8 protein-coding genes and 1 pseudogene are annotated in these 12,349 nt (G+C 71.3%); 1 reads left to right on the forward strand and 8 read right to left on the reverse strand.

All coding sequences use genetic code 11. The annotated features are described in order from the left end of the window. Window positions 1–73: 73 nt before the first annotated feature. The 4 genes and pseudogenes from A176_RS11135 to A176_RS11150 all read right to left on the reverse strand — a co-directional run bounded on the left by A176_RS11135 (window position 74) and on the right by A176_RS11150 (window position 5,409). A pseudogene (locus tag A176_RS11135) lies at window positions 74–1,446 on the reverse strand (sigma-54-dependent transcriptional regulator). Beyond that, window positions 1,436–3,550 carry a two-component system sensor histidine kinase NtrB gene (locus A176_RS11140; protein WP_044890858.1) on the reverse strand — a complete coding sequence of 705 codons (2,115 nt, stop codon included), beginning with the start codon at window positions 3,548–3,550 and terminating at the stop codon, window positions 1,436–1,438. Before A176_RS11140 ends, A176_RS11135 begins: the two are co-directional and overlap by 11 nt. Before the next feature lie 256 nt (window positions 3,551–3,806). After that, complete coding sequence (locus tag A176_RS11145; protein ID WP_002636650.1) at window positions 3,807–4,601, reverse strand: DUF3014 domain-containing protein; 795 nt, start codon at window positions 4,599–4,601, stop codon at window positions 3,807–3,809. 190 nt (window positions 4,602–4,791) lie between these two features. Then, complete coding sequence (locus tag A176_RS11150; protein ID WP_002636648.1) at window positions 4,792–5,409, reverse strand: DUF2378 family protein; 618 nt, start codon at window positions 5,407–5,409, stop codon at window positions 4,792–4,794. A gap of 261 nt (window positions 5,410–5,670) precedes the next feature. Here A176_RS11150 and A176_RS11155 point away from each other — a divergent pair, with 261 nt between their 5' ends. Beyond that, window positions 5,671–8,409, forward strand: coding sequence for a bifunctional acetate--CoA ligase family protein/GNAT family N-acetyltransferase (locus tag A176_RS11155; protein ID WP_002636646.1), 2,739 nt, complete (start codon window positions 5,671–5,673; stop codon window positions 8,407–8,409). A gap of 74 nt (window positions 8,410–8,483) precedes the next feature. On the opposite strand, the gene A176_RS11160 is transcribed toward A176_RS11155, so the two are convergent. The 4 genes from A176_RS11160 to A176_RS11175 form a co-directional block, all read right to left on the reverse strand. Beyond that, complete coding sequence (locus A176_RS11160; RefSeq protein WP_002636645.1) at window positions 8,484–9,077, reverse strand: DUF4142 domain-containing protein; 594 nt, start codon at window positions 9,075–9,077, stop codon at window positions 8,484–8,486. Window positions 9,078–9,221: 144 nt separating this feature from the next. Further along, window positions 9,222–10,643, reverse strand: coding sequence for a sigma-54-dependent transcriptional regulator (locus A176_RS11165; protein ID WP_002636644.1), 1,422 nt, complete (start codon window positions 10,641–10,643; stop codon window positions 9,222–9,224). Then, window positions 10,640–10,885, reverse strand: coding sequence for an ATP-binding protein (locus tag A176_RS39850; RefSeq protein WP_226994279.1), 246 nt, complete (start codon window positions 10,883–10,885; stop codon window positions 10,640–10,642). The genes A176_RS11165 and A176_RS39850 overlap by 4 nt, the downstream gene beginning before the upstream one ends. Next, window positions 10,777–12,147 carry a sensor histidine kinase gene (locus A176_RS11175; protein WP_049872269.1) on the reverse strand — a complete coding sequence of 457 codons (1,371 nt, stop codon included), beginning with the start codon at window positions 12,145–12,147 and terminating at the stop codon, window positions 10,777–10,779. Before A176_RS11175 ends, A176_RS39850 begins: the two co-directional genes overlap by 109 nt. Between the last annotated feature and the right edge of the window lie 202 nt (window positions 12,148–12,349).

The raw sequence follows: 12,349 nt of genomic DNA on the forward strand, positions 1-12,349 counted from the left end.
AAACGCCGTGCCGCGGCCCCTTCACTCGGAGGCCCCCACGCGGGGGCCCGGGCACCGTTGCAGACCGCGCAGGTCAGCGTGGCGGAATGCCTTCCGCGCGCTCCCGCCGGTGGATGGTGGAGACGTCGATGCCGAGCAGCTCGGCGGCCTTGGTCTTGTTTCCCCCGCAGCGGGAGACGGCCCAGGCGATGTACTCCGTCTCCAACTGCCGCAACGGAATGATGGTGCGTTGCGCCGCCGCCAGGGGGTGGGGCTCGTTGCCGGTGTCCGCCGGGAGGTGGGGCCGGAGCTGGGGCAGGTCCACCACCTCCGTCGAGCCGAGCACCACCAGCCGCTGGATGAAGTTCTCCAGCTCGCGCACGTTGCCCGCCCAGGGCAGGGCGCCCATCGCGGCCAGCGTCTCCGGGGAGAATCGTTGGACCACCGACCGTGGGTTGCGCGCCTTCGCCTGTCCCAGGAAGTGCTCGATGAGCGCGGGGATGTCCTCACGGCGCTCGCGCAGCGGCGGCAGCCGCAGGGTGACGACGTTGAGCCGGTAGAAGACGTCCGCCCGGAAGCGGCCTTCCTTCACCCGGGTCTCCAAATCCTGATGCGTGGCGGCGACGACCCGCACGTCCACCGTGCGCGAGCCATCCGCGCCCACCGCGCGGACCTCGCCGTCCTCCAGCACGCGCAGCAGGCGGGCCTGGAGCTCGGGGCCATGTCTCCGATTTCATCGAGGAACAGGGTGCCGCCGTCCGCCTCCACGAAGAGGCCGCGCCGCGCGGTGGTGGCGCCCGTGAAGGCGCCCTTGACGTGGCCGAACAGCTCGCTCTCCAGCAGGGCGTGGGGGAGCGCGGTGCAGTTGACGGCCACGAAGGGGCCCGCGCGCCGCGTGCCCTCGAAGTGCAGCGCCCGGGCGACCAGCTCCTTGCCGCTGCCGCTCTCGCCGCGCACCAGGACGGGGGCGCTGGACCAGGCCACGCGCTCAATCAGCGCGTAGAGGTCCCGCATGACGGTGCTGCTGCCCACCAGGGCGCCCAGCCCGCCGCGGTCGGCGGCCTGCTGCTTGAGCGTGCGGTGCTCGGTGCGCAGGCGGCGCTGCTCCAGCGCGCGCCCCAGGGACAGGCGGACCTCGTCCAGGCGGAAGGGCTTGGTGAAGTAGTGGAAGGCGCCGCGCTTCATCGCCTCCACCGCGTTCTCCACGCCGCCGAAGGCCGTCATCATCAAGACGGGCAGGTCCGGGTCCATCTTGCGGGCCGCTTCGAGCACGTCGAAGCCGTCCACGTCCTGCATGCGCAAGTCACACAGCACCGCGTCGTAGACGCGCGCGCGGAGCTGGGCGATGGCATCCGCGCCACCCGTGGCGATGTCGACCTTGTAGCCGTCATCCGTCAGCGGCTCCCGCAGCATCTGCCCCATCTCGACGTGGTCATCCACGACGAGGACCCTGGCTCTAGACGACATGTCGCTCCTCTCCGGCGAGTGCGGCCACGGGCCAGCGCACGGTGACGCGGGTGCCGCGCTCGGGCGCGCTGTCCAGTTCGATGCGGCCTCCGTGGTTGCGCACGATGTGCGCCACCATCGTCAGGCCCAGGCCGGTGCCCTGGCCTCGCTTCTTGGTGGTGAAAAAGGGGTCGAAGACCTGGTGGACGTGGTGGGGGGAGATGCCGCAGCCGTTGTCTTCCACTTCCACGCGCACCATGTCCCAGGCGCCCGGCGCGTTCTCCGTGTCCAGGCTCGCGCTCAGCCGCACGCGGCCGCCGGGTTCGCAGGCGTCGCACGCGTTGATGACCAGGTTGATGAGCACCTGCTGGAACTGGTCGGGGTCCGCCGCCACGGCGGGCATGCCAGCGGCCACGTCCACCTCCAGCTTCAACCGGCGGCGCTCGACCTCCATCCACAGGAGCTCGCGCACGCTGTGCACCAGGGGCTCCAGCGCCACGGCCTGCGCGTCCGCCGGCTGGAGCCGCGAGAAGTCGAGCAGTTGGCGCAGCGTCCGGCTCACCCTGTCAATCTGCTCGACGATGGTGCCCAGGCCGGGCCCCTGCGCATGGCCCGGGCCCAGCTTCTCCATGACGTACTCGGCGCGGCCACGGACGATGCCCAGCGGCGTGCCAATCTCATGCGCGATGCCGGCCGCCAGCACGCCCACCGTGGCGAGCTTCTCCGCGCGCAGCAACTGTCCCTCCAGCGCGCGCAGGTTGCTCAGGTCCTCGATGACGACCAGCGTGTGGACGTCCGAGGTGCTGGGCTCCAGCGGCACCGCGTGGACGTTGTACTGGCCCTGCTCCTCGAAGAGGCACAGCGGCTCGCCATGGAGGTTGCGCACGCGGCCATCGAGCGTGGCCGCGTGGACCAGGTCCTCCAGGCGCTGGATGACGGGGGCCTGGGCGTGGGGGAAGGCGGCGGCCAGCGTCTGGCCCACGGCGTCCGCGGGCATGCGGGCGCTGAGCGCGCGGTTGGCGGCGGAGATGTGCCGGGACGCGGAGAGCGCCAGCACCCCCGTGGGGATGTGGTCGAGAATCTTCTGCGTCTTGTCGTGCAGGTGGGCCAGCCGCTGCGCGTGGCGCTGACTCTCCCGCAGGGCCTCGGCGCGGCTGTGCGCGAGCACCACGTACACGCCAAAGGCGATGATGAACCCGGAGACGAGCACCGCGGCCAGCGACAGGCGCAGAATCAAGCTGCGCTCGTGCGTGCGCAGCACCCGGGTGCTGGCAAGCGTCGCCACCGGCCACGCCGTGCCGTTCTTGAAGCGAACGGGGCTGAAGGTGACCACCGCCTCGGAGTCACCCAGCCCGAGCCGGGCGGCCTCCTGGCGCTCGATGACGAGGGTGCCGGATTCGCCCGCGCGCATCCGCTGGACGAGCGACGTCAGCCCGGGCGTCTGGTGGCCCTCGGTGGCGAGGCGCCCGAAGGCGTCCGACAAGCTGGGATGCGTCAGCGACCCGGGCGTGCCGTGAACCCCCAGCACCAGCAGCCGTGTCTCCGAATCCGAGGCGAGCAGCTTCAGCGGGGCGAAGAGCGGCTCGGCGTCCACCAGCACCACCACCACGCCGCCGCCGTCCGGCGCGTCTTCCGGAAGCGCGGTGGCGAAGGCGCGCAGCCAACCGGTGCGGGCGCGGGGCAGGGGCGGGGAGGAGACGATGTGTCCCGGCGGATGACGCCGCGCCTGCTCCACGGTGTGCGCGAGGTCCTCGGCGGTGAACTGGTGCGTCATCGACGCCGCGCTGCGCCGGTCCACCAGCCGGAGCCGCTCCTGGCCGTCCGTGCCGAAGACGAGGATGGCCTTGTATTGCCCCACCGCCTCCAGCAGGGCGCGCATCTCCCGGCGATGCTCCTCGGCGGTGCCGGGCTGGGCGAGCAGCTCACCGGCGAAGCGGAGGTCCTCCTCCGCGCCCTCCAGGGCCGCCGAGACGCCTCGCACGGCCTCCTGGAGCTGGGCCTGCCGCTCGCGGGCCATCTGGTCCACCAGGGCCTGCCTGTCTCGCTGCATGAAGTGCAGGACCCCCGCGATGATGCCGGAGAGCACCAGGCACAACAGCAGGACTGGCAAGACGGACAGGCGCATGAACTCGGGGGCCGGACGCTTCACCCGGACCTGGATGGGCCCGAGTGCCTGCTGGACCTCCGCGCCGCCTGGCAGCGCTTCAGCCCGGAGGAAAGTCACGCAGGTAGCAACGCGCGTGCCCCGCGGGCCGCTCCTCTGCGCGGCGATGGAACAGCCCAGAACACCGCCGCAATCTGCATGGCTGTCGTTGCATCCTGCCAGGGCCGGAGCGGGTGACGCGCTCCGGCACCGGCAGGTCCCCCGGGAAGGCGGGCGCTCAGCGGCGGGACGCCTGCTGGGTGAGCTGCTGGGACGCCTCGCGCACCTTGCCCTGGATGCGGCGGAGGTTCTGCGGACCCATGCGCAGCAGGTGCTTCTGCGCGGCCGTCAGCGACTCGAGCTTCGGGTCGGCGTAGACGTACATGGCGCCCTTGGGAACCACTTCCACGTCACCGTCGATGACGGGCACGGAGAGCACCTGCTCGAAGGCGAGGTGAAGCGTCGCGTCGAACGTGCTGCCCGGGCGCGCGTTCTCCTTGTGGAGGCGCTCGGCCAGGTGCCGCACCTCGCGGTACGTGGACACCAGCACGCCCATGTCGAGCGAGCCCACCACCTTGCCGATGACGTCGTAGCGCGCGTAGCTCTGCTTCTCGATGACGTGCTTGCCGGCCTTGCGGCGCGCCTCGAAGGTGCCGCCCGGGGCGAGGAAGCTCACGGCCTCGCGCGGGCTGTCTCCGGCCGCCACGTTCCCCACGACGGTGACGAAGCGGCGCAGCAAGTCATTCTCCCGCAGCCACCCGGCGAACTCCGGCAGGGCCGAGGCCCGCGCGAGCCGCGAGCGCATCAGCGCGTCCATCTCCGCCGAGGAGGGCAGCGCGCTCTCCGCGCGAGGCGCCACGCTCGGATGGGACGGCTTGGGAATCACCGCCTGCGACGGGTTGGGCAGCGCCGTCGACGACTGCCGGAGCACCAGCCACGTGCCCATGCCCGCGAACACCACCACCACCGCCGCAACGGCCACGCCCACGTGCAGCCGGCTGGGAGACTTCGTCACCACTTCAGGGTTGTTCATGCGCCATCCTCCGAGGGATGCCGCATGGGATTGCACCCGCGATGCCAGGGGCTCGCGCGAGGCCAGGATGCCTCGCGTTTCCCTCTGAGAGGCGCTCCACCGCGTGGTCCCCGCGGCACGCCCGCCTGCTCAGCGAGCGTGGCGTACCGCGGTTCACGCCGTGGCGAAGCGCCACGGCGCGTGGCCAGGATTACGCGCGGGGCCGGGACGCGCCGGAGTCGTCATCCGTCGCGGTGAGGGCCGCCTCGGCGGGAGCCTCCGCCCAGCGGATGTGGAACGTGGCCGCGGTGCCGTCGAACTCCTCGGGGATGGAGACCACCCGCCAGCCGCCGCACAGCTCCACCGCGCGCGCCAGCAGGCCCGCGGCGAAGGTCGGCATGTCGGCCAGCACGTCGTTCATCCGAAGCTCCAGCGACGTCGGCCCTCGCTCGACGATTTCGACCACACTGAAGTTGTTGCCGGCGCGAAAGCCCATCCCCGAGCGCAGCAGCATCCGCCGCGGACCGGCGAGCCGGACAACGCCCAGCAGGGCCCGGCCGAAGAAGGTGCCGAAGTACGCGTCCATGAACCGCTCGCCCAGCGAGTAGTAGGCCGCCTCGGCGGGGACGCCGCCGTAGACGTGGCCAGCGGCGATGCGGAGGAACTCCTTCCACTGCTCCAGGGTGTAGGACCGCTCCAACTTCTGGTCGAGGTCCAGTCCCGCCCGGCGCAGGTGCTCGCGGCACGCCGGGGTGAGCCGGTTCTCGAGGGCGCGAACGAAGAGCGCCTCAACGGTTTGGGTGAAAACAAGCTTCTCGGAAGAAGTCATAGAGGCGCCCCGTATACACCGAGCGGGCCGTGGGATGCTCGCCTACTGGTGAATGTTCGTTCAGGTAGACTGTCCACGAGCGTCAGAACGGCTCGCGTCACGTACTGGTTGTAAGTGCGACATGTGCGACTTCCGCCGGACCTGTCCCCCTCTGGGCAGCCGGGAGTGCCCGTAATTCAGTTCTATCTCATTTGGGCGCGGCTGCGGAGGGGGCACGCGAAGGCCATTGCGCGCGGGGGGCGGGGCCGCGATGACGGGGGCATGGACACGCGCGCCCCTGGCACCCGGAAGACGGACCCGTCCTACAACGTGCTGCACCAGCAGCCGGCGCGGCTGCCGCTGGACGTGCTCTTCGCGCCGCGCAGCGTGGCCGTCGTGGGGGCCACGGAGCGCCCGGGCAGCGTGGGCCGCACCGTCCTGTGGAACCTCATCAGCAACCCCTTCGGCGGCACCGTCTACCCCATCAACCCGAAGCGGCCCAACGTGCTGGGCATCAAGGCGTGGCCGTCGCTGGCGGCGCTGCCGGAGCGGGTGGACCTGGCCGTCGTCGTCACGCCCGCGCAGGCGGTGCCCGGCGTCATCCAGGAGTGCGCGGCGCTGGGCATCCGGGGCGCCATCATCCTGTCGGCGGGCTTCAAGGAGATTGGCGAGGAGGGCGAGCGCCTGGAGCGGGAGATTCTGCGCATCGCCCAGGACGCGAAGCTGCGCATCATCGGGCCCAACTGCCTGGGGGTGATGCGGCCGCCCAGCGGCTTCAACGCCACGTTCGCGGGCGCCATGGCCCGGCCGGGCAACGTGGCCTTCATCAGCCAGAGCGGCGCGCTCCTGACGTCCATCCTGGACTGGAGCCTGCGGGAGGCGGTGGGCTTCAGCGCCTTCGTGTCGGTGGGCTCGATGCTGGACGTGGGGTGGGGTGACCTCATCGACTTCCTCGCCGATGACCCGATGACGCGCTCCATCCTGCTGTACATGGAGTCCATTGGTGACGCGCGGGCCTTCCTCTCCGCCGCGCGCGAGGTGGCGCTCACCAAGCCCATCATCGTCATCAAGGCGGGGCGCACGGCGCAGGCCGCGCAGGCCGCGGCGTCCCATACGGGCTCGCTGACGGGCAGCGACGAGGTGCTCAGCGCCGCGTTCCGCCGCACCGGCGTGCTGCGCGTGGACTCCATCGCGGACCTCTTCTACATGGCGGAGACGCTGGCCCGGCAGCCGCGTCCGGCGGGGCGGCGCCTCACGGTGCTCACCAACGCGGGGGGCCCGGGCGTGCTCGCCACGGATGCCCTGGTGATGGGGGGCGGTGAGCTGGCGGTGCTGGGCACGCAGACGCGCCAGGCGTTGGACGCGTTCCTGCCGCCGCAGTGGAGTCACGGCAATCCGGTGGACATCCTCGGAGACGCGGACCCGGAGCGGTACGCGAAGGCGCTGGAGGCCACCAGCCGGGACGCGGCCAGCGACGGGCTGCTCGTCATCCTCACCCCGCAGGACATGACCGAGCCGACCCAGACGGCGGACCGGCTGAAGGCCTTCTCGAAGCTGCACGGCAAGCCGGTGCTGGCGAGCTGGATGGGCGGCTCGGAGGTGGCGGCGGGGGAGCGCATCCTCAATGACGCGGGCATCCCCACCTTCGGCTATCCGGACACGGCGGCGCGCATCTTCAATTACATGTGGCGCTACACGTACAACCTCGCGGGGCTGTACGAGACGCCCTCGCTGGCGCGGGGCGTGGACGCCGCCCGGGACGAGGCGCGCCAGTGGGTGGACGCCGCGCGCGCGGCCGGCCGCACGCTGCTGACGGAGTTCGAGTCCAAGAAGCTGCTCGCCGCCTACGGCATCCCCACGGTGGAGACGCGGCTGGCGGTGACGGAGGATGCCGCCGTGGCCGAGGCCGCGGCCCTGGGCTACCCCGTGGTGGTGAAGCTGCACTCGCTCACGGTGACGCACAAGACGGACGTGGGCGGCGTGCGGCTGAACCTCCCGGACGCGGAGGCGGTGCGCGGCGCGTTCCGGGACATCCGCGCGCGGCTGGAGGCGCTGGAGCAGGGGAGCGCGTTCGACGGCGTCACCGTGCAGCCCATGGTGCGGCTGGACGGCTATGAGCTCATCGTCGGCAGCAGCGTGGACGCGCAGTTCGGCCCGGTGCTGCTCTTCGGCGCGGGCGGGACGTTGGTGGAGGTGTTCCGAGACAGGGCGCTGGGGCTGCCGCCGCTGAACACGACGTTGGCGCGGCGGATGATGGAGCAGACGCGCATCTACGAGGCGCTGAAGGGCGTCCGGGGCCGTCCGCCCGTGGACCTGACGGCGCTGGAGATGCTGATGGTGCGCTTCAGCCAACTCGTGGTGGAGCAGCGCTTCGTGAAGGAGGTGGACATCAATCCGCTCCTGGCCTCACCCGAGCGGCTGCTGGCGCTGGACGCGCGCGTGGTGCTGCACCCGGCCTCGATGACGGAGGCCGAGCTGCCGAGGCTGACCATCACGCCGTATCCGACTCAGTACGTGGCGCCCTTCCTCCTGCGCGACGGCGAGGAAATCCTGCTGCGGCCCATCCGCCCGGAGGACGAGCCGCGCATGGCCGAGTTCCACCGCACGTTGTCGGAGCAGACGGTGTTCCTGCGCTACGCGGGGCTGATGCAGCTCAGCACGCGCGTGGCGCACGAGCGGCTGTCGCGCATCTGCTTCAACGACTACGCGCGGGAGATGGCCCTGGTGGCGGAGCGCGAGGATGGGGAGCTGCTCGGGGTGGGACGGCTCACCCGGCTGCGGGGGACGCGGGACGCGGAGTTCGCCATCCTCATCAGCGACCAGGTGCAGCGGCAGGGGTTGGGGGCGGAGATGCTGAAGCGGTTGGTGGCCATCGGCCGGGACTGGGGGATGGAGCGCATCGTCGCGGACATCCTCTCCGGCAACCGGGCCATGCAGACCATCAGCCGGAAGCTGGGCTTCTCCATCCTCCAGCACGAGGAGTTGTCCCCGGACATGGTCAAGGCCGTGAAGGTGCTCTGACGCGCGGCTCGGGGACCCGTCCCATCACACCCGGAGCCTTCACGCGCTCCGGGCGGATGGCAGGCGCGCCGCGGCTACGGCTTGTAGGCGTTGTAGAGCGTGACCTGGATGTTGGAGGCCTCCTGCAGGTGCATCTGCACCGTCTTTCGAATCGCCATCAGCTCCTGCTTGAGCGCGGGGTTCTGCACCTGCTGCGCGAGCAGGCCGTCTCCGAGCAGGGCCGTGCCGGCGTGAGCGGCCACCTGCGCGTCCATCACCGACAAGTCGAAGGCGCCGCCCTGGACGGCGTCGAGCAACTCGACGGTCCGCTGCGTCGTCATCTGGAGGTGCTGCGACACCGGGTTCTCCGCGGGGGCGATGCCCTGGGCCTGCGCCACCTGCTCCAGCCGCTGGATGACCTCCGTGTGCATGGTGACCATGCGTGCGTTGAAGTCGCGCGCGGTCGGGTCGGTTGCCCGGGCCTGGCCCACCTGTCCCAGCATCACCTCGCCCGCGTTGGCCACCAGGAGGACGCTCAGGATTTGACCGTCCGAGAGCATCACCGGCTGCCCGGCGGCCGCCTCCTGCGGGCCCACCAGGTTGTCATGGGCGTTGCCCTCGCCGCAGCCGCCGAACATCACGGTCGTCCCCACCATCGCCAGCCCCAGCATCGTGCGTGTGATTCGCATGACTGTTTCCCCCTCCGTGTGCCGTTCAGCGGAAGGTTGGGCAGTTGAAAAGCACACCGCCATGGGCGGGAAGCACGAGCCGGATGTCCCCGGGGTGACGAATGCGCCGTCGGCTCGGTGACGCGCCCGGGCGGGCGCGTGCGCCTACTTGAAGTCCGCGGGGGTCAGCCCGTGACGGCGCAGCAGCTCGTAGAAGTCCGTGCGGTTGCGGCTCGCCATGCGGGCGGCGGCGGCCACGTTGCCCTTGGAGCGGCGGAGCACCTCGCACAGGTAGCGCCGCTCGAAGCGGTCTCTGGCCTCGCGCAGCGTGGGCAGCTCGCCGCCGCCGCTGAGCACGTCCGGCCCCTCTTCCCGCGTGGCATCCGCCGCCGCGCGCGCGGACGTCGGCGGGTCCAGCATGCGCGCCACGTGTTCGGAGCGGACGTCGTCCTCGGGCGCCAGCAGGACCATCGCCTCCATGGCGTTGACCAGCTCCCGGACGTTGCCCGGCCACGAGTGGGTTTGCAGCAGGGCCAGCGCATCCGGCGCGAGCCGCGGCATGCGCATGCCGTTGCGCGCGGCGGCCTGCTCCAGGTGCCGCGTGGCCAGAATCGGGATGTCTTCCAGCCGCTCGCGCAGCGGCGGCATGACGATGGGGAGCACGGCCAGCCGGTAGTAGAGGTCCTCGCGGAAGCGCCGCTCCTCGACCTCCTCGCGCAGGTCCCGGTTGGTGGCCGCCACCACGCGCACGTCGGCTTCTTCCTCCACCGCGCTGCCCACCCGGGCGAAGCGGCGCTCCTGCAGCACGCGCAGCAGCTTCACCTGGACGCGGGGCGTGGCCTCGCCCACCTCGTCCAGGAACAACGTGCCGCCGCGCGCCGCGCCGAACAGGCCCTCGCGCGTCTGGGTGGCGCCGGTGAAGGCCCCCTTCACGTGGCCGAACAGCTCGCTCTCCAGCAGCTCCGGTGGCAGCGCGCCACAATTCACGGCGATGAAGGGGCCGTTGGCGCGGCGGGACAGGGCGTGGACCTGACGGGCCGCCAGCTCCTTGCCGGTGCCGGACTCGCCCAGGACGAGGACCGTGGCCTCGGAGGGGGCCACGCGCGCGATGCGGTCGCGCACCTCGGCGATGGCGGAGCTGGAGCCCAGCAGCCGCTCGGGCGTGGTGCCCGCGACGATGCGGCGCAGGTCCGCCAGCTCCCGCCGCAGGTCGCTGCGCTCCGTCGCGTGTAGCAGCTTCTGGACCAGCTCGTGGTCCTGGAAGGGCTTGGTGAGGAAGCCGTAGGCGCCGCGCTGCATGGCCTCGACGGCCGTCTCAATGGTGCCGTGCGCGGTGAGGATGACGACGGGCAGGTCGGGAGAGCGCTCCCGCATCTGGGCCAGCACCTCCAGCCCGTCCACGCCCTCCAGCCGGAGGTCGAGCACGACGGCGTCCACCTCCGCCGTTTCGACCAGCTCCAGTCCCCGGGCCGCCGTGAGGGCGGTGGTGACCTTCATGCCGCGCGCTTCCAGCCGCAACGAGATGAGCTCGCAGAGCTCCGCGTCGTCGTCCACCACCAGCACATGTCCGCCGCGGGGGCGCTTCATGCGTCATTCCTCTTGGCCGTCGTATCCGGCGTCGTGGAGGCCGGCACACCCAGCCCCATCGGGAACACCAGCGCGAATCGCGCGCCGGGGTTCGCGTTTTCCAGCAGCAACACATCTCCGCCGAGCGCGCGCATCATCCGCTGCGCCAGCGGCAGTCCCAGCCCCAGGCCATCCGCGTTGGCGGCGCCCACCGCGCGCGTGAAGAAGGGCTCGAAGACGCGCGGGCGCGCATCCTCGGGCACGCCGGGGCCTTCGTCGCGCACCTCCACCCGGGCCCACGTCCCCGACTCGCCGTTCGGGCCGCGCGAGGCGAGCGTGCGGGTGACGTAGACGCGCTGCCCGGGGACGAGACGCGCACGGCGTTGGTCATCAGGCTGACCAGCGAGCGCTCCACCAGGGCCGCGTCCAGCGAAGCGGGAGGCGTCGTGCCCTCGGCGAGGACCACCAGCTCCGTGCCGCGCTCCTCCGCCAGCTCGTTGACCTCCTCGACCGCGCGCTCGATGAGGTCATCCAACCGGCAGCCTTCGTCGCGCCGGACGGCCTTGCCCGCCTGGACGCGCGTCAGGTCCAACAGCGCGGTGACCAGCCGGATTTCCCGCTCACACGCCACGCGCGCCAGCTCCACCACGCGCTGCTGCTGGGTCGTCAGCGGTCCGGTGGTGCCGTCCGCCAGCAAGCCAATGGCCGTGCGCAGCCGGGCCAGCGGCGTGCGCAGGTCGTGCGACGCGGACGCCACGAAGGCATCCTTGAGCTGGTCGAGCTCGGACAGCCTGCCGCGCATCCGGTCCAGGTCCGCCCACAAGGCGCGAATCTCACTGGGACCGGAGACGGCGGGCAGGGCGGCGAAGTTGCCATCACCCACCCGGTGCGCCAGCGCGGACAACTGCCCCAACGGGCGCGTCACGCCCTGGGCCACCCACCGGGCCACGGCCCACGCCGCCACGACGGCCAGGGCGCCGAGCGTGAGCCCCACCGCGATGGCGGAGGAGCCGATGTCATGCGCCCGCTTCTCGCGCTGCCGGATGGCGGAATGGAGCGCGAGCGTGGTGTTGATCCACGCGTCGGTGAGCTGCTCCGCCAGGTAGAGGCGCTCGTTGCGCAGGGCCGCGTTCTGGAGCCGCTCGCAGGTATCGCCCGCGAGGATGTGGTTCGCGTACGTTTTGAAACCTTCGGCCGCGCGCAGGAGCAGCGGCTGCGTGGCCGGGCCATGCCGCTTGAGCAGGGCGTCCAGGTGGCTCACGCGCTGCTTGAGCGTGGCGGCCGCGGCGGGGACCTCCTGGGGACTGTGCTCGCAAGCGAACAGTCCCTGCCTCGCGGCGACCTCGACCCCCCAGGCGGCCTGATGCACGGCCTCTTCCTTGATGACCCCGCCTAGCTGTTCTTCCCGGACCTCCGTGAGAAGAGACGTCATCCGGACGATGGCCACCACTGAGAATGCAGCGGCTCCCAGCAGTGCGGCGGTGAGAAGCGCGTGGGAGATGAGCAGGCGGTGAGCGAGTCGCATGGGCCGGATGCAAAGACGCGCGTGGGGGCACGCTTGTTCCGGGAATCACCTCTACTGATGTTGCGAACGGCGCGCAGCATTTTCGAGCGAATGTTGCACTTCAAATACCGGGTGTCTGCTTCCGCAGACAGGTGTCGGCCAACAACCGGCGGCAGGGCGTCTGGATCCGCCGACAGGTGAATCAGGCTTCAGAGGGAAGAGG

This window comes from Myxococcus hansupus (genome assembly GCF_000280925.3).
GTDB lineage: Bacteria > Myxococcota > Myxococcia > Myxococcales > Myxococcaceae > Myxococcus > Myxococcus hansupus.